The organism is Enterobacteriaceae endosymbiont of Plateumaris pusilla, from assembly GCF_012562765.1.
Lineage (GTDB): Bacteria > Pseudomonadota > Gammaproteobacteria > Enterobacterales > Enterobacteriaceae.
The window spans coordinates 418,762-437,856 of record NZ_CP046226.1; the positions used below are offsets into that span (position 1 = coordinate 418,762).

Consider the following 19,095-nt stretch of genomic DNA (forward strand, 5'->3'; position numbering starts at 1 on the left):
TATTAACGATCAACATCAGACATAACAAAATCAATACTACCTAAATAGGTAATTAAGTCAGATACTAAACTACCTTTAATAACTGAAGGTATTTGTTGTAAATGAGCAAAACTTGGAGTTCTTATTCTTGTACGATAACTAACAGTATTACCATCACTAATTAAATAATAACTATTAATACCTTTTGTGGCCTCTATCATCTGAAATGATTCATTAGCAGGTATTACTGGACCCCAAGAAACTTGTAAAAAATGAGTAATTAATGTTTCAATATTTTTTAACATTTTTTCTTTTGGGGGTGGTGTTGTTAAAGGATGATCTACTTTAAATGGTCCTACAGGCATATTATTTAAACATTGATTTAAAATACGTAAACTTTGCCATATTTCTTCTAATTTTAACATAACTCTAGAATAACAATCACTTATATTATTACCTATTGGAATATCAAAATCAAAATTTTCATAACCAGAATAAGGTCTCCATTTACGTACATCAAAATCTAAACCAGTAGCTCTTAATCCAGCACCTGTAATACCCCATTGTATAGCTTCTTTTTGTGAATATGTTGCTATGTTTTTTGATCGAGATATTAAAATACTATTTTGTAATGCTGTTTTTTTATACATTATTAATCTTTTAGGTAACCATTGTAATATTTTTTTTAATAATATATTCCAACCCTTTGGTAAATCATTTGCTAATCCTCCTATTCTAAACCATGCAGGATGCATTCTTGCACCCGTAATAGCTTCAATTATATCGTATATTTTTTGTCTATCAGTAAATGCAAGAAACACAGGTGTCATAGCACCAACATCTTGAATAAAAGTAGATAAATATAATAAATGACTATTAATACGAAATAATTCTGATAACATAATTCTAATAACTTTAATTCTATCTGATACAATAATATTTGCTAATTTTTCTACTGCAAGAATATAAGGCATTTCATTTATACAGCCACCTAAATATTCAATACGATCTGTATATGGAATATAAGTATGCCAAGTTTGTCTTTCAGCTATTTTTTCTGCACCTCTATGATGATATCCTATATCTGGAATACAATCTATAATCTCTTCTCCATTTAATTGTAAAATTATTCTAAATGCTCCATGTACAGAAGGATGATTAGGACCTAAATTTAAAAACATATAATCATAATTTTTATTACTAATTTTTATGCCCCATTCTTCTGGATTAAATTTTGTACTTTCAATATCTTCCTTATATTTAGTTTTAGATAAAAAATAAAATTCATTTTCGGTTGCTCTTGCAGGAAAATCTTTCCGTAATGGATAACCATTATTCCAATTATATGGTAAAAGAATATGAGATAAATGAGGATGATTAATAAAATTAATACCAAACATTTCCCATATTTCTCTTTCATACCAATTAGCATTAGTAAAGTATTTTGTTATACTATCAATAGATAAATTATTTTTTATTAATGGAACTTTAATTATTATATCAATATTTCTATTAATTGAAATCAAATGATAAAATAAAGAAAAATCCATTTTTAATATTAAATTAAATTTATTATGATGAAGTCTTTCATCTACACCATGAAGATCATACAACATATTATATGGATTATGAATATTATATAAAAATTTTATAAAATGTATTAAATTTTTTTTTTTTATCCAGATTATTAATGGCATATTTACATTTTTATTATTTTGTATTAAAAAATTTTTTGATCCAAAATAATTATCTAATTTATTAATTATTAAATCATTTGATTTATTAGTTAATGATGGAGAATGAATATTATTTATTACAATTTTTGGTTCTAAATTATTATTAAAATTATTCATAAATATTCTATTCCTATTTAAATATAATAGTAAAATTACTATTTCAATGATTAATGAATAATTTAATTAAATTTTATCAGGATAACGTAATTTTATATTTTTTTTTGTATATATTTTTTTTTGTGATGACATTTTGGGTTTATATATTCCTTGATCACCCATTATCCAAGATAATGGACGTATTTCATTGCTAATAGATTTTTGTAATAATAATAAAGCTTGAATATAAGCTTCTGGTCTAGGAGGACAACCTGGGATATAAATATCTACAGGTAAAAATTTATCTACTCCTTGAACTACAGAATATATATCATACATACCACCAGAATTAGCACATGAACCCATAGAAATTACCCATTTAGGTTCTAACATTTGATCATATAATCTTTGTATTATAGGTGCCATTTTAAGAAAACATGTTCCAGCTATAACCATAAAATCAGCTTGTCTAGGAGATGCTCTTAAAACTTCTGATCCAAAACGAGATATATCATTTATAGATGTAAATGATGTTGTCATTTCCACATAACAACAAGAAAGACCAAAATTATATGGCCATAAAGAATTTTTTCTTCCCCAATTAATAATTTTATGAGTTATTTTTTTTAAATTTCCTAAAAATATATTTTCATAAACTTGATCTTTAATAGGATTATTATTAATATTTTTTGTTTCTTCTAATGGATATATTTTTTTATTATCAATATTTACTTTAGTAAGAGTATATTTCATAATATAATATTTATTTTATATTTTAATAATGAATTAAAAATATTTTTTAGATCTCCAATTTAAAGCATGTACTCTAAATAAATAAAATAAACTAATTAAAATTGTTATTATAAATAATAACCCTTCTATAAATCCTTCTAATTTAATTTTTTTAATAGAAACAGACCATATATATAAATATAATGCTTCAACATCAAAAATCACAAAAAACATAGCTATTAAATAAAATTTAATAAAAATTTTTATTTGAGAATTACCAAAAGAACAAGTACCTGATTCAAATGGTATATTTTTGTCTATTCCATAAGATCGACCTCCTAAAAAATGTGATACTAACATAACAATACAGCTAATTATAATAGCAAATATTTGAAATACATAAAAAGATAAGTAATTAAAATTATAATGTGTATCAAACATAATTAATATTTTTATAATTAAAATTTATTTATTCATAATATAGTAAGTAAATATAATATGTAAATACATTCATCATTTATATTTTAAAATAATATTAAAAATTATATTATTTATATTAAATATATAAAAAATAATAAATTATTAAATATAATTATTTATTAAAAATGATTTAAAATAAGAAAAATTATTTGGAAAATTATAAGATAAATTTTCTTTTTTTATGTAATAAGTTAATTTTTTTGGTACATTAATTGTAATGTTTAAAACTTCATTTATATATTTTTGAAATTTTGCTGGATGTGCAGTACCTAAAAAAATTCCAAATTCTTTTTTATTTGTTATTTTTGATTCTAAAGCATGATATGCTATTGCAGAATGTGGTTCTGTAATATATTTATATTTATTGTATAATTTTAATATAGATTGTTCAGTAAGATAATCTGATGTAGATTGAGAAAATAATTGATTTAAATTCCAATTATTTATTTGAAATAATTCTATTATACGAGGCCAGTTATTAGGACAACTAACGTCCATAGAATTAGATAATGTTGCAATAGTTTTTTGAGGATCCCAAATACCATTTTTAAGATATCTAGGAACTGTATCATTAGAATTAGTAGCTGCTATAAATTTTTTTATAGGTAATCCCATTGATTTAGCTATTAATCCAGCGGTTAAATTACCAAAATTTCCACTAGGAACAGAAATAATAACATTATTTCTGTTATCTGGTAATATTTGAGCAAAAACTTCAAAGTAATAACATATTTGAGCTATTAATCTACTAATATTAATTGAATTTGCAGAATTAAGAATAAAATTTTTTCTTAAAGTCATATCTTCAAATGATTGTTTAACTAATTTTTGACAATCGTCAAAATCTCCTTCAATAGAAATTGTTTTAATATTTTTACCTAAAGTACAAAATAATTTTTCTTGTAAAACAGATATTTTATTTTTCGGATATAAAATTATTACTTCAATATTATCAATATTATAAAAAGCATGAGCAACTGCAGCTCCTGTATCTCCAGATGTAGCAGTTAAAATAATAATTTTTTCTTGTTTATTAAAATAATGTAACATTTGAGACATAAAACGAACTCCAAAATCTTTAAAAGATAAAGTAGGTCCATGAAATAATTCTAAACAAGAAATATTATTTGTAATATTAATTAATTTTAATGGAAAATTAAATGCTTTAGAAATATTTTTTGTTAGATTTTCTAAAGAAATTTCATTTTTAATAAATAAAGATATAATATAACTACTACGATTAATAAAATCCATATCTAATATTTTATTAATATTTTTTAAATTAATTTTAGGTATAAAAATAGGAAAAAATAATCCTTGATTTTTTCCTAATCCTATTTTTAAAGCTTTTTCAAAATTTATTATTTCATTATGATTATTTATATTATAAAATTTCATTTTTTCTCCAATATTTGTGCACCTTTTTTATTAACAACACAAATATATACAAAACCTTTATTATTTTTTATATAATTTGTTTTTAACCACTTAACCATCTTTTGTGCAATATTTAAATTATTAAATATAGTAAATAATGTTGGTCCTGAACCTGCAATACCATAACTTAAAGATCCTAATTTTTTAGAAATTTGACAAAAATTTTCGAAATTAGGTAATAATAATTTTCTATATGGTTCCGCAATAAAATCTTTCATTAATTTTGCTGCAAGTGATTCTTGTTTAGTATGACTTGCATGTATAAATCCAGCTAAATATTGACTTTGTTTAATACAAATATTTTTATTATAATATTTAGGAAGTATTTTTCTAGAATTATAAGTTGAAAGTTTTATACCAGGATATGCAATAACCCAAAACCAATTTTCAAATACTGGTATATCTTGGATAATTAAATTATCAGTTATTAATATTAATTTAATTCCACCTAAATAACAAGGAGCAACATTATCATAATGTATATGACCGGATAATGATTTTTCTAATTCACCCATTAAAATTAATAATTCATTATCATTTAAAGGATTATTAAGAAATAAATTCATAGCTTTTAAAAAAGCTACTATAGAACAAGAACTTGAACCTAAACCTGAAGCTACAGGTACATTTTTTTCTAAAATAATTTTTAATGGTATTATTTTACCTATTTTATTACAAAATTTAGACCAACAGTGAAAAATAATATTTTTATAAAAATCCTTAGGTAAATCATTAAAAAAACATCCTTGACTTATTAATATAAATTTTTTAGATGATGTTATTGATACATAATCTCCTAAAATTCCTCCATCTAATCTAGATAATGCTATACCTAATGAATCAAAACCAACATTAATATTTCCTATAGAAGCAGGAGCATAGATTTTTATCATTACTTTAAATTCCTATTTTTATTAAATAATAATACGTAATAAATCAGCAAATACTCCTGAAGCAGTAACTTTATGTCCAGCTCCATAACCTCTTAATACCAAAGGTATTGGTTGATAATAATTGCTATAAAAAACTAAAGCATTTTCACCATTTTTAATTTCATATAAAGGATTTTTTTTATCTATTTTTGAAATTTGTACTTTACAATTACCATTTTTATTAATACTTCCTATAAAACGAAGTACTTTATTTTCTTTTTTAGCATCTTGTATTTTTTTTTCAAAATTTAAATCTAATTCTGGTAATAAATACATAAATTCTTTAATTGATCTTAAATTATTAAATTTATTAGGAATAATTGATTCTATTTTAATATCATCTAATTCTATGTTATAACCAATTTCTCTTGCTAAAATAAGAAGTTTTCTAGCAACATCTATTCCTGATAAATCAATACGTGGATCAGGTTCTGTAAAACCCATTTCTTTTGCCATATATGTAGCTTTAGATAAAGATATACCCTCTTCTAATTTACCAAAAATAAATGAAAGAGAACCAGATAATATTCCTATAAAATTAATTAATTTATCTCCTGTATTTATTAAATTTTGTAAATTAGAAATAACTGGTAAACCAGCTCCTACATTAGTTTCATAAAAAAACTTACGATTATTTTCTTTTGCTATAATACGTAAATCTTTATAATATTTTATAGAAGATGTATTAGCTTTTTTATTAGTAGCTATTATATGAAATTTATGATTAAAAAAATTAATATATAGATTAGCAATTTTTTGGGAAGAAGTACAATCTATCATAACAGGATTAATAAACTTATATTGTTTAATATTAGAAATAAATTTTTCTACTGTATAATTATTATGAGAATTATTTTTTATCTGTAAATTCCAATTTTCTAAATTAATACCATTAGTATTTATTATGGAAGATTTAGAATTAAAAATTCCACAAATTTTTATATTAATAAATTTATTTTTTAATAATTTTTGCTGATTATTAATTTGTTCTAATAATGTACTACCTATTCCTCCAATACCAATAATAAATACTTCAATAATTTTTTCTTTATGAAATAATAATTGATGAGCTATATTCATAATATTATTTGTATAATTATTTTTTATTACTATAGAAATAGAATTTTGAAAAAAATTTTGTGAAATTGCTAAAATATTTATTTTTGCAATTTTAAAAGCATGTAAATAATTTGTTATTATATTAATATAATTATTAATTTTATCACCAACTAAAGAAATAATAGATAATTCAGTTAAAATATATAAAGGATTAATTAATCTATTTTTAAATTCTAAAAAAAAATGATTTTCTAATAATGATCTTAGAAGATTTGTATCTTTTTTAAAAATATAAAAATAAATACCACATTGAGAAGGTGACTGTATTGTTAATAAAATTGATATACCCGACTTAAAAATAATATCTAATATTTTTGGTATTATAGATTGTATTTCTTTAATTTTATTACCAGAAATATAAAACATTACTATATTTTTTTGTTCAGTAATACTTTTTATTAATGGTAAACTATTATTTTTACTTATAAGTGTTCCTGAAAATTCTGGATTCATTGTATTTTTTATTACACATTGTATCTTATATTTTGAGATAGGATATATCATATTATAATGAATTACTTTAGCTCCTAGAAAAGCTAATGTTTTAGCTTCATTATAAGATATACATGGTAATAATTTAGCATTTGTTATAAAATTAGGATCAGCAGTATAGATACCATTTACATCAGTCCAAATCTCAAAATATTTAGCATTTAAACAACATGCTAAAACAGAAGCTGAATAATCAGAACCATTACGTCCTAATAAAACTAATTCATTTTTTTTATTAGAAGCAATAAAACCAGCCATTAAAATAATATCAATATTTAATAAATTGATATTTTTTATTCTTTGTGAAGATATATTTATATTAATTTTAGATTCTAAATAATTTCCTGTAGCTAATAAATATTTTTCTGGATGTATAATATAAATATTATAATTTTTAGAAATTAATAATTCTTTCATAAAAATAACAGAAAATTTTTCTCCTTGAGCTAATATTTTAGCATAAACAACATCAGGACAAAAATTTAATAAACTAATACCATTTAATAAATTTTCTAACATAAAAAAAATATCATTTATTTTTTTTTTAATATTACTAATATTTAATTTTTTTTCTTTAGAATAAAGTTCTTCAATTAAATTTGAAAAAAAATTTTTTATTTTTATAAAATGTATTTGAAAATTTTCATTTTTTATAGCTTTTTTTATTATTAATACTAAATAATTAGTAATTGTTGCGGATGCAGATAAAACTATAGCTAGTTTTTCTTTTTTTGAATAATGAGAAATAATATTTACTACTATTAAAAATTTTTCTGCATTTGCTAATGATGTTCCACCAAATTTTAATACTCGCATTTCATTTAACCTACTTTTAATATAATAATTATTATTATTTTTAATAATGCCGAATATTTTAAATATTGAAAACTATTATTTTATAATTATCTTAATTATGAAAATTATTTATTTTAAATAATAATAAATTCAACAAATATGAATAAATAATCTTTATTATTATAAAATTTAATAATTATTAAAATTATTATTTTTAATTTTGAACAAATAATTTTTATTAAAAATATATATTTTATATAATAATTTTTTATTTAAAATTAAATAATCTATATTAAAGAATATGATAAATATTTTTTATTTATAAAAAATTATTCTGTTATGAATTTTATTAATTATTTTAAAATTTATTAGTATTTTAGATTAATAAAATAAATTATTTTTTTATAAAAATTATTATTTAAAAAAATTTAATTATCTTTTTCTTTATCTAAAAAAATATTTTTAATTATTTCTTTTTTATTGAAAAAAAAACCTTTATGAATTTTATCTACATAAAATTTTTTTAATTCATTAAATTTTAATTTAAATTTTTTATTAATTAATTCAATAAAAATAATTGATTTATTATTAATAATAAATAACCACTTTAATTTATCTTTATTTTGAATAAAATCTTTATTATCAATTAATATTAATCTATTACCTTTTCCTTTTGATAATTTTGGTAAAATATTAATAGGAAATAATAAAAATCTACCTACAGAAGATACAGCTAATATCATATAATTTTTATTATTAATAACTAAAGGAGGTAAAACTTCAGATTTTTCAGAAAGTATCATTAAAGATTTTCCATTTCTATTACACGCAATTAAATCACTAAAATTACATAAAAAACCATATCCAGAACTAGAAGATAATAAAACTTCTTTATGATTTTGTTCCATTAATATACTTTTTATTACAGAACCTTGTGGTATTTTTAACTTACTTGATAATGGCTCTCCTTGACTACGTACTGGAGGTAAAGAAATAGTATCAATACTATAGCTACGTCCTTTTGAATCAATTAATACAATTGTTTGATTTTTTTTTCCTTTAACTGAAATTAAAAAAGAATCTCCAGATTTATAATTTAAATTAATAGGATTAATATTATGACCTTTAGCAGATCTAATCCAACCCATTTTAGATAAAATAACAGTAATAGGTTCATTATTAGATACTAATAATTCATTTTCATTTAATAATTTAGCTTCTTTACGTTCTTTAAATAAAGAACGACGATTATTTGAATATTTATTTATAGTTAATAATATTTCTTTTTTTAATAAATAATTCATTTCATCTTCTGATGATAGTATATTATTAATATGATTATATTTTTTTTCTAATTGATATTGTTCATCAATTATTTTTTTTTTTTCCATTAATGAAATAGCTCGTAATTTTAAATTTAGTAAAGTTTCGGTTTGTAGTTCAGACATTTTAAATTTATTTTGAATTATATAACTAGGATTTAAATTTAAACGAATAATTTTTATTAATTCTTCTAAATTAGCATGAGCTATTAATAAACCTTTTAAAATATGTAATTTTTTTATTAATTTTTTTAAATGAAAATTTAAACGTTTTTTAACTATATTTTTTCTGAATAATATCCATTCCGATAAAATTTCTAATAAATTTTTTACAGAAGGTTTGTTATTTAAACCTATCATATTTAAATTAATACGATAACTTTTTTCTAAATCAGTAGTAAAAAATAAATGGTATATAATTTGTTCTAATTTTAAATAATTATAATTACTTTTAATAAATATAACAATTCTTGTTGAATTTTCATAATCAGATTCATCTCTTATATCTTCAATCATTGGTAATTTTTTATTTCTTATTTGTGTAGTTATTTGTTCTATTATACGTATTACTGAAACTTGATATGGTAACGATGTTATTACTATAGAATTATCTTTTATATTCCATAAAGATCTTAATCTAATAGATCCTTTTCCATTTTCATATATTTTACGTAATTCTTTTTTAGGAGTAATAATTTCACTTCCTGTAGGAAAGTCTGGTCCTTGAATAATATTTAATATATCATCTAATGTACTTTTAGGATAATCGATTAATTTAATAATTGCTGTTGCTACTTCTTTAATATTATGAGGTGGAATATCTGTTACCATTCCTACAGCAATACCTATTGCACCATTTAGAATAATATTAGGTAAACAAGCTGGAAGAATTTTAGGTTCTAATAATGAACCATCAAAATTAGAAATATACTCAACAGTACCTTGTTCAATTTCATTTAATAATAAATTAGAATAATTTGATAAACGAGATTCTGTATATCTCATTGCAGCAAAAGATTTAGGATCATCTGGAGAACCCCAATTTCCTTGACCTTCTATTAAAGGATATCTATAGGAAAAAGGTTGAGCCATTAATACCATAGCTTCATAACATGCTACATCCCCATGTGGGTGATATTTTCCAATTACATCTCCAATAGTTCTAGCTGATTTTTTAAATTTAGAAGATGATTTTAATCCTAATTCGGACATAGCATATATAATTCTTCTTTGTACTGGTTTTAAACCATCACCAATATGCGGTAATGCTCTATCTGAAATTACATAAATTGAATAATTTAAATAAGCATTTTCAGCAAATTTACATAATTCTATAGATTTTTCTTTTTTTTTCTGAATAATTTTTTTCATAAATTTTATTTTCTTTATAACATTTATTTTTTAATTTTATCATAAATCATATTTAAATTATTTTAATAAATTTAAATATTTATTAAATAAGTATTTACGTATTTTAATATATATATGTTACGTTTATTAAATAACATTACTATTGATATTTGAGGTTTATTTTATTATGCAAAAAAAAATTAGTAATAATACTACTAAAAAAAAAAGTTTAATTACTCCTAAAGAATTAAAGAAAAAATTACCTATTACTGAAAATATAAAAAAACAAATATTATTTTCACGTAAAACTATATGTAATATAATTAATAAAAAAGATTCTAGAATATTAGTTATTTGTGGTCCTTGTTCTATACATAATACTAAAGAAGCTTTAGAATATGCCAAATTATTAAAAAAAATTTCTTTAAAATTAAACAAAACTATATATATAGTTATGCGAGTTTATTTTGAAAAACCACGTACAATTATTGGTTGGAAAGGATTAATTAATGATCCTTATATGAATAATTCTTATGATATTAATACAGGATTATATATTGCACGTAAATTATTATTAGAATTAAATAAGTTAGAAATTCCTTTAGCTACAGAAATATTAGATCCTAATACTCCAGAATATTTAAGTGAACTTTTTAGTTGGTCAGCTATTGGAGCTCGTACTACTGAATCACAAATTCATAGAGAATTAGCATCTTCATTAGATATGCCTTTAGGATTTAAAAATAATACAGATGGTAGTATTACAACAGCTATTAATTCTATTCAATCAGCATCTATATCACATAACTTTATTAATATTAACCAAGAAGGATTAGTTTGTTCAATTAAAACTATAGGAAATAAAAATTGTCATATAATTTTACGTGGAGGAAAAAAAACTAATTATCATGAAAAAGATATAGAATATTGTAGCAAAAAACTTATAAAAGCAGGATTACAATCTAATATAATGATAGATTGTAGTCATAGTAATTCAAATAAAAATTTTGAACGTCAAATTATTGTTATTGATTCTATAATTTCTCAAATTCAAAAAGGTAATAACTCTATTATAGGAATAATGTTAGAAAGTTATATTAATGAAGGTAATCAAATAATGAATATAAATAATTATAATAAACTAAAATATGGAATATCAATTACAGATGGTTGTATTAATTGGGAAACTACAGAAAAAATTTTACATAAAATTTATAATAAACTAAATAAGATACTTCCATTACGTTTTTTATAATAAGATATAAAATTAATATGACTAAAAATAATATGGCAACTGAATTAGTTACATTACGTAATCAAATTGATAAGTTAGATAAAAATTTAATAGATATTATTAAACAACGTTTAAAATTAGTAAATAATATTGGAAAATTAAAAAGTTTTTACGGTTTACCTGTTTATATTCCAGAACGTGAAAAATTAATAATAAATTTAAGAAGTAAAGAAGCTCAAAAATTAGGAGTATCTCCTAATTTAATTAAAGATATATTATATCGTATAATGTATGAATCTTATAAAAATGAAAATAAAAATGGTTTTAAAAAATTAAATGTAGATTTAAAAAAAATATTAATTATCGGTGGTAAAGGTAGTATGGGGAAATTATTTAAAAAAATGTTAATTTTATCAGGATATAAAGTTGATATTTTAGAGAAAGAAGATTGGAATAATAATATAGATAATTTTTTTTTAGATATAAAAATGATAATTATTAGTGTTCCTATATCATCATTAGATGATGTAATAAGAAAATTACCTACTTTATCTAAAAAATGTATATTAGTAGATGTTACTTCAATAAAAAATAAACCAATACAAAAAATGTTAAAAAAACATAATGGTCCCGTACTTGGATTACATCCAATGTTTAGTCCAGATAATAATGTTTTAGCAAAAAAATTAATAATATATTGTCATGGTCGTTATCCTGAATCTTATGATTGGTTTTTAAATCAGATAAAAATTTGGGGGGTTAAATTAAAGTGTATAGATAAAATAGAACATGATAAATATATGTTTTTTATTCAATCGTTAAGATATTTTTCTATATTTGTACATGGTTTTCATTTATATACAGAAAATATTAAATTAAAAGAATTATTAAAATTTACATCTCCAGTATATAATATAGATTTAATTATGACAGGTAGATTTTTTTCACAAAATCCTAATTTATATACTGATATTATTATGTCATCTAATAAGAATAAAAAACTTATAAAACATTATTTAAAAAAATCAAATTATATTTTATCATTAATTGAACAAGAAAATAAAACAGAACTTATTAAAATATTTTATAAAATAAAAAATTGGTTTAAATATTATATTAAATCTTTAAATTCAAAAAGTAATAATATATTACGACATATTAATAATTAAAATTAATAAACATTAATTTCAATTTTTAGAAACTTAATATTAAATTTTAATATTAAGTTTCTAAATATAAATAATATATTATTAAATAATATTCATTTTATTATATGTTTTTCCCATAATTATTAATGCTAAAATACTTTCTGATGTATATGGATAATCTTTAATTAATATTTCACATCTTTGAATAACTGATAGATACATTTCCTTATCAAAATAAAATTTAATAACATTTAATTCATATAACATTAAATTTTTTTTTAAAAATTTTAATTTTTTCTTTATAAGAGGTATATAAATACTGTTAGGATAATTTTTAATTAATAATTGAAAATCATATATAGCTTTTTTAATATAAAAAGGATTATAATTATTTTTATTTATTCCAAATAAATACTGAAGTTTATTTTTATTTAATGATATTTCTGATAAACTTTTTATATAAAGTATATAATCTGTATATTTTGACGTAGGATATATTCTAATAAATTCATCAAATAAATCTATAACTGTAAAAAATTTTTTATTTTTATAATATAAATAAATTAAATTAACTTTAATTTTTTGAGTATATTTATTGTAAGGATATATTTTATCAATTTGTTCGAACTTTAACATTGCTTCTTTATATTTTTTTTTAGATAAATCATTATTTGCTTCCAAATATTTTTCTTTAATAAAAAAATTTGTTACAATTTTTTTTTTATTAATATGTTTATATTGAGAACAATTAGTTATAATTATTAATAACAAAATTATTAATACATTATAAAAAATATTTTTTATTATAAATTTTTTCATATTTTAGTCTTTTAGAAATTAAATTTTAATTTAAAATAAGTATGATTAATATATTGTATTATTTACTACTAATAAAATTATATAATATGAAAATAATAAAATTTAGTACTATTGTCTATAAATCTGATGCTGGAATGAGATTAGATGTATATCTTGCTAATAAATTATTTAAATTTTATTCAAGATCTCAAATAAAAAACTGGATTATTAATAATAATATAAAAATAAATAATATTATTATAAATAAACCTAAAAAAAAAATTTTTATAAAAGATGAAATAAAAATCAATATTAAAATATCACAAAAAAAAATATTATGGAAAGCACAAAATATTCCATTAAATATTATTTATGACGATAATTATTTATTAATAATTAATAAAACTTCTAATTTAGTAGTACATCCAGGTAATGGAAATCCAGATAAAACTGTATTTAATTCTTTATTATATAATTATCCTTTTCTTAGAGATTTACCAAGAGCAGGTATTATTCATAGGTTAGATAAAAATACAACTGGATTAATGATTATAGCAAAAACAATGTTATCATATATTAATTTAAAAATAGCTTTAAAAAAACATAATATTATAAGAGAATATGAAGCTATAGTAAGTGGTATTATTAAATATAATAATGATATTATTAATTATCCAATTAGAAAATATTATAATAAAAAAAATATACGTATGATCATTGATCATAAAGGTAAACAAGCAGTAACAAAATATTTTTTAAAACGTATATTTAAAAATCATAGTCATTTAAGAATTAAATTATGTACTGGACGTACACATCAAATTAGAGTTCATTTGGAACATATTAATCATAGTATTGTTGGTGATCCTATCTATAAAAAATCACAAATTAATATTATAACTATGAATGATAAACAATATTTACTTAATAAAATATTAAAAAGACAGGCATTACATGCATGTAATTTAAAGTTTATACATCCTATATATAATTATCCATTAAATTTTCATTCTTCTTTACCTAAAGATATGCAATATCTAATTTCTATTCTAGAAAAAATAAAATAAATATTTTTATATTAAAAAAAATTAAAAATATATTTTTTTTAAAACATATAAAATTATGGTAAATAAAATTGTTATTTAATAAATATTATCTTAGATATAAAAAATAAATTTATAAAATATATTAATTAATATTAAAAATAATTTTATTAATGTAAAACTTTAGTTTATTATATTAATAATTAAAATTTTTTATTAATAAAAATATGAATATTAAAAAATATATATTATTATTTAGCAGTTTATTTTTTTTAATTTTTTCTAATATTTGTTTATCATCTACAAAATTTGTGAAAAATATACATTATAAATTAATTAAACAATCTCAAAATATAAAATTAATTCCAGATTCTAAAATTCAAATTACAGAATTTTTCTCTTTTTTATGTCCTCATTGTTATGATTTTTATAATATGATTCATAAAACAAATTTTTTAAATAAAAAATTTTTAAAAAATTTAAAAATAAAAAAATACCATATTAATAACATTGGAAATAAAGAATTATCTGAATTAGCTACTTATAATTGGAGTATAGCTATTGCATTACATGTTGAAAGTAAAGTTCTTTTACCAATATTTGAAGGTTTACAAAAATCTCATAAAATTTATGATTACTTTACTATGAGAAAAATATTTATTAAATCAGCTAATATAGATAAAAATATTTATGATGCAGCATGGAATAGTTTTATAGTTAAAGCATTAAATGTAAAACAACAAGAATTATCTAAAACATGGAATATTACATCAGTACCATTTATTATTGTAAATAATAATTATCATATTATATTAGATACATTAGATATTACGTCTTCAAATACATTTATTAATGATTATATAAATCTTGTAAAGATTCTTTTAAAAAAGAAAATTAAATAAATATCAATTTTAAAAAATTATATAATATATGAAAAAAAAATTAATATTGATTGATGGATCATTTTATTTATATCGAGCTTATTATGCTTTACCTAATTTAATAAATACAAAAGGATTTCCTACAGGAGCAATATATGGTTTTATAAATATGTTTAATAAAATTATTAATAATAATTTATTTAACTATATTATTATTATTTTTGATTCTAAAGGTCAATCATTTAGAAAAAAAATTTTTAATAATTACAAAGCAAAACGTACTAAAATGCCAAATAATTTAATTATTCAAATAAAACCTTTATATAAAATTATAAAATCTATGGGATATCATGTAATATCTATTAAAAATATCGAAGCTGATGATATTATTGGTACTATTGCTAGCAAAGCTGTTAAAAATAATTATTTTATTTCTATATTTAGTTTAGATAAAGATATGGCTCAATTAGTATCAGATAATATTAATTTAATTAATCCTATAAATAATTCTATTTTAGGACCAAATGAAATATACCATAAATATGGTGTAATGCCAAATATGATAAGTGATTTATTAGCATTACAAGGTGATCCTATAGATAATATACCAGGTGTAAAAGGAATTGGAAAAAAAATTAGTATATATCTTATAAATAATGTAGGAAATTTAAAATTTATTTATAATAATTTAAATTGTATAAATAAATTAAATATTAATAGAATTAAATATATAAAAAAATGTTTATTAAATAATAAACAATTAGCTTTTCTTTCACATAGATTAACAAAAATTAAAACAAATATTAATATTAATTTAGATTTAAATAATTTAAATACATATTGTAAACCAGATAAAAAAATTTTACTAAATTTAATTAAAAAATATGAATTTAAAAAATTAATGAATTATTTTAAATAAATATGAATTTTATTAATATATAAAATATTTAATAATTATTAATCCAAAAATTAATTATTTTTCTTATTTTATGCAAATTATCTTTTTTTAATGATGAAAAAATTAAAAATTTTATTTTTAAATTAAATTTATATTTTGATTTTAAATTTAGTAAAAAATTTTTTATTATAAATATTTTTTTTTTAATAATTATATTAGATAATTTATCAGATTTATTTAAAATTATTAAAATAGATTTTTTTTTATTAAGTAATAAATTTAATAAAATTAAATCTATTTTTTTGAATAAAAATCGAATATCAATTATTAAAACTATTACTTTTAAAGAATTTCTAATTAAGTAATATTTTTGAAAAAAAACATAAGTATTAAAATTGGATTTATTTAAAAATTTATTATATCCATAACCAGGAAAATCTAAAAAACGAATTTCTTGATTATTTTTAAATATATTAATTCTATATGTACATCCTGGAGTTTTACTAGTTCGAGAAATTTTTTTATTAAATAATAAATTAATTATTGTTGATTTTCCAACATTAGTATATCCAATAAAAGCAATTTCATTTCCATTATCATTAGTTAATTCATTTATATTTAAAATACTATTAATAAAATTAATAGACTTAAAATCAATTATCATAATTAATATTTTATAATAAAATTTAAAATTAATATACACTAAATATTTAGTTATATGTTAAATAATATTAAAAAATATAAATATAATTTTAATGATGAAATTTATATTTTTAATTTATAAGGAAATTTTATGAAAAAAATAAGAAATATAGCAATTGTTGCTCATGTTGATCATGGTAAAACAACTTTAATAGATAAATTATTAGAACAATCAGATAATTATAAAAATAAAAAAAATTATTTTTATAAAGAAAAAAAAGAACGTTTTATGGATACTAATGATTTGGAAAAAGAAAAAGGTATTACTATTTTTTCAAAAAATACATCTATATTTTGGAATAAATATCAAATTAATATAATTGATACTCCTGGACATGCTGATTTTAGTGCTGAAGTAGAACGTATACTTTCTATGGTTGATTCTGTTTTATTAGTAGTAGATGCTACTGAAGGTCCTATGCCACAAACTAGATTTGTTACTCAAAAAGCATTTGATTATAATTTAAATCCTATTATTATAATTAATAAAATAGATAGAAAAGATATACGTCCTGATTGGGTTATTGATCAAATATTTGATTTATTTATTAACTTAAATGCATCTGATAAACAACTTGATTTTCCTATTGTATATACTTCAGCTATTAAAGGAATATCAGGTTATGAAATTAATAAAATAAATAATAATATGAATGCTTTATATGAATCAATTATTCATTATGTTCCGAAACCAAAAGTAAATATTAATCAACCATTTCAAATGCAGATTTCTCAAATAGAATACAATAATTATATAGGTAATATAGCTATTGGATTAATTAAAAGAGGTACAATTAAAAATAATCAATTAGTTTTAATAACTAATAAAAATGGTAAAATAATTAAATGTAAAGTATTACATTTGATTTATAATATAGGTTTACAACAAGTATATTCTAATAATGCTGAAGCTGGAGATATAATTGGTATTGCTGGTAATGGATTTGAAGATGTAAAAATTTTTGATACAATATGTGATGTTAATAATATAGATCCATTACCACCATTAATAATAGATAAACCAACAATAAATATATTCATTCATGTTAATAACTCTCCATTTTCTGGTAAAGAAGGAAAACATATAACTTCTGGTAAAATTTTACGTAGATTAAAAAAAGAATGTTTATATGATGTTGCTCTTTGTGTAAAAGAAACTAATAATTGTAATGTTTTTTGTATTTCAGGAAGAGGTGAATTACATTTAGTTATTTTAATAGAAAATATGCGAAGAGAAGGATTTGAATTAGCTATTTCTAAACCAAAAGTAATTAATCAAATTATTGATGGTATTTTACAAGAACCATTTGAAAAATTAATTTTAAATTTTGAAAATAGTAAAAAAGGAAATATAATTCAATTAATTAGTAATAGAAAAGCTATTATAAAAAATATAACATATGATAAAAATAATAGGATTATAATTGAATCTATTATATCAAGTAGAGGACTTATTGGATTTAGAAATGAATTTTTAAATGCAACTTCAGGTACTGGTATTATTAATTCTTATTTTAGTCATTATGATAAAATAATATCTGAATCAATAGGACAAAGAAAAAATGGTGTAATTATTTCTAATGGACAAGGAAGTGCCGTAGGTTTTTCTTTATTTCATTTACAAGCTAGAGGTAAATTATTTATTAATCATGGTGATAAAGTTTATGAAGGACAAATTATAGGAATTCATAATAAACTTAATGATTTAACTGTAAATTGTTTAACTGGTAAAAAATTAACAAATATGAGAGCTTCTGGTAATGATGAAGCTATTAATTTAATTCCAATTAAAAAGATTCTTTTAGAAGAAGCAATAGATTTTATTAATGATGATGAATTAGTTGAAATCACTCCAATATCTATTAGAATTAGAAAAAAATATTTAAAACAAAGTCAGAGAAAAATATTACATAAAATTTAG

The 19,095-nt window shown here is 19.2% G+C and carries 15 protein-coding genes; 6 read left to right on the plus strand and 9 right to left on the minus strand.

What is annotated here, in order from left to right; translation table 11 throughout:
* Positions 1-2: 2 nt before the first annotated feature.
* The 7 genes from nuoC to parC form a co-directional block, all read right to left on the minus strand.
* Positions 3-1,832 (minus strand): NADH-quinone oxidoreductase subunit C/D, encoded by a 1,830-nt coding sequence (nuoC, locus tag GJT83_RS02015; protein ID WP_168892771.1) that lies wholly within the window; start codon positions 1,830-1,832, stop codon positions 3-5.
* 66 nt (positions 1,833-1,898) lie between these two features.
* The gene (locus GJT83_RS02020; protein WP_168892772.1) at positions 1,899-2,564 is read right to left on the minus strand and encodes a NuoB/complex I 20 kDa subunit family protein; all 666 of its coding nucleotides are present in this window, start codon (positions 2,562-2,564) and stop codon (positions 1,899-1,901) included.
* Between the two features lie 33 nt (positions 2,565-2,597).
* Complete coding sequence (gene ndhC, locus GJT83_RS02025; RefSeq protein WP_425482448.1) at positions 2,598-2,987, minus strand: NADH-quinone oxidoreductase subunit A; 390 nt, start codon at positions 2,985-2,987, stop codon at positions 2,598-2,600.
* Between the two features lie 138 nt (positions 2,988-3,125).
* Positions 3,126-4,421 carry a threonine synthase gene (thrC, locus tag GJT83_RS02030; RefSeq protein WP_168892774.1) on the minus strand — a complete coding sequence of 432 codons (1,296 nt, stop codon included), beginning with the start codon at positions 4,419-4,421 and terminating at the stop codon, positions 3,126-3,128.
* On the minus strand, positions 4,418-5,353 hold the full coding sequence (thrB, locus tag GJT83_RS02035; protein WP_168892775.1) for a homoserine kinase: 936 nt from the start codon (positions 5,351-5,353) through the stop codon (positions 4,418-4,420). The genes thrC and thrB overlap by 4 nt, the downstream gene beginning before the upstream one ends.
* A 21-nt stretch (positions 5,354-5,374) precedes the next feature.
* On the minus strand, positions 5,375-7,819 hold the full coding sequence (thrA, locus tag GJT83_RS02040; RefSeq protein WP_168892776.1) for a bifunctional aspartate kinase/homoserine dehydrogenase I: 2,445 nt from the start codon (positions 7,817-7,819) through the stop codon (positions 5,375-5,377).
* A 407-nt stretch (positions 7,820-8,226) separates the two neighbouring features.
* Positions 8,227-10,491 (minus strand): DNA topoisomerase IV subunit A, encoded by a 2,265-nt coding sequence (parC, locus tag GJT83_RS02045; protein ID WP_168892777.1) that lies wholly within the window; start codon positions 10,489-10,491, stop codon positions 8,227-8,229.
* A gap of 166 nt (positions 10,492-10,657) precedes the next feature.
* Between parC and GJT83_RS02050 the strand changes: the two genes are divergently transcribed.
* Both GJT83_RS02050 and tyrA read left to right on the plus strand, forming a co-directional pair.
* On the plus strand, positions 10,658-11,725 hold the full coding sequence (locus GJT83_RS02050) for a 3-deoxy-7-phosphoheptulonate synthase (RefSeq protein WP_168892778.1): 1,068 nt from the start codon (positions 10,658-10,660) through the stop codon (positions 11,723-11,725).
* Positions 11,726-11,757: 32 nt separating this feature from the next.
* Positions 11,758-12,873, plus strand: a complete 1,116-nt coding sequence (gene tyrA / locus GJT83_RS02055) for a bifunctional chorismate mutase/prephenate dehydrogenase (RefSeq protein ID WP_168892872.1) — start codon at positions 11,758-11,760, stop codon at positions 12,871-12,873.
* 81 nt (positions 12,874-12,954) lie between these two features.
* On the opposite strand, the gene bamD is transcribed toward tyrA, so the two are convergent.
* Positions 12,955-13,671 (minus strand): outer membrane protein assembly factor BamD, encoded by a 717-nt coding sequence (gene bamD / locus GJT83_RS02060; RefSeq protein WP_168892779.1) that lies wholly within the window; start codon positions 13,669-13,671, stop codon positions 12,955-12,957.
* An 86-nt stretch (positions 13,672-13,757) separates the two neighbouring features.
* Here bamD and GJT83_RS02065 point away from each other — a divergent pair, with 86 nt between their 5' ends.
* From GJT83_RS02065 to GJT83_RS02075, 3 genes are all read left to right on the plus strand, one after another.
* Complete coding sequence (locus GJT83_RS02065) at positions 13,758-14,717, plus strand: RluA family pseudouridine synthase (RefSeq protein ID WP_168892780.1); 960 nt, start codon at positions 13,758-13,760, stop codon at positions 14,715-14,717.
* A 203-nt stretch (positions 14,718-14,920) separates the two neighbouring features.
* Positions 14,921-15,595 (plus strand): DsbA family protein, encoded by a 675-nt coding sequence (locus GJT83_RS02070; protein WP_168892781.1) that lies wholly within the window; start codon positions 14,921-14,923, stop codon positions 15,593-15,595.
* 28 nt (positions 15,596-15,623) lie between these two features.
* Positions 15,624-16,493: a 5'-3' exonuclease gene (locus tag GJT83_RS02075; protein ID WP_168892782.1), complete on the plus strand. Its 870-nt coding sequence runs from the start codon at positions 15,624-15,626 to the stop codon at positions 16,491-16,493.
* A 28-nt stretch (positions 16,494-16,521) separates the two neighbouring features.
* Here the strand turns inward: GJT83_RS02075 and yihA are convergent, their stop codons facing one another.
* On the minus strand, positions 16,522-17,136 hold the full coding sequence (gene yihA / locus GJT83_RS02080; protein WP_168892783.1) for a ribosome biogenesis GTP-binding protein YihA/YsxC: 615 nt from the start codon (positions 17,134-17,136) through the stop codon (positions 16,522-16,524).
* A gap of 129 nt (positions 17,137-17,265) precedes the next feature.
* Between yihA and typA the strand changes: the two genes are divergently transcribed.
* The gene (typA, locus tag GJT83_RS02085; protein ID WP_168892784.1) at positions 17,266-19,095 is read left to right on the plus strand and encodes a translational GTPase TypA; all 1,830 of its coding nucleotides are present in this window, start codon (positions 17,266-17,268) and stop codon (positions 19,093-19,095) included.

Excerpts from the sequence above, each read along its gene's own strand:
- tyrA (WP_168892872.1), top strand. The coding sequence starts at position 11,758 with ATGGCAACTGAATTAGTTACATTACGTAATCAAATTGATAAGTTAGAT.
- bamD (WP_168892779.1), bottom strand. The coding sequence starts at position 13,671 with ATGAAAAAATTTATAATAAAAAATATTTTTTATAATGTATTAATAATT.
- parC (WP_168892777.1), bottom strand. The coding sequence starts at position 10,491 with ATGAAAAAAATTATTCAGAAAAAAAAAGAAAAATCTATAGAATTATGT.
- GJT83_RS02070 (WP_168892781.1), top strand. The coding sequence starts at position 14,921 with ATGAATATTAAAAAATATATATTATTATTTAGCAGTTTATTTTTTTTA.
- yihA (WP_168892783.1), bottom strand. The coding sequence starts at position 17,136 with ATGATAATTGATTTTAAGTCTATTAATTTTATTAATAGTATTTTAAAT.
- typA (WP_168892784.1), top strand. The coding sequence starts at position 17,266 with ATGAAAAAAATAAGAAATATAGCAATTGTTGCTCATGTTGATCATGGT.
- GJT83_RS02050 (WP_168892778.1), top strand. The coding sequence starts at position 10,658 with ATGCAAAAAAAAATTAGTAATAATACTACTAAAAAAAAAAGTTTAATT.
- nuoC (WP_168892771.1), bottom strand. The coding sequence starts at position 1,832 with ATGAATAATTTTAATAATAATTTAGAACCAAAAATTGTAATAAATAAT.
- thrC (WP_168892774.1), bottom strand. The coding sequence starts at position 4,421 with ATGAAATTTTATAATATAAATAATCATAATGAAATAATAAATTTTGAA.
- GJT83_RS02065 (WP_168892780.1), top strand. The coding sequence starts at position 13,758 with ATGAAAATAATAAAATTTAGTACTATTGTCTATAAATCTGATGCTGGA.
- GJT83_RS02075 (WP_168892782.1), top strand. The coding sequence starts at position 15,624 with ATGAAAAAAAAATTAATATTGATTGATGGATCATTTTATTTATATCGA.
- GJT83_RS02020 (WP_168892772.1), bottom strand. The coding sequence starts at position 2,564 with ATGAAATATACTCTTACTAAAGTAAATATTGATAATAAAAAAATATAT.
- thrA (WP_168892776.1), bottom strand. The coding sequence starts at position 7,819 with ATGCGAGTATTAAAATTTGGTGGAACATCATTAGCAAATGCAGAAAAA.
- thrB (WP_168892775.1), bottom strand. The coding sequence starts at position 5,353 with ATGATAAAAATCTATGCTCCTGCTTCTATAGGAAATATTAATGTTGGT.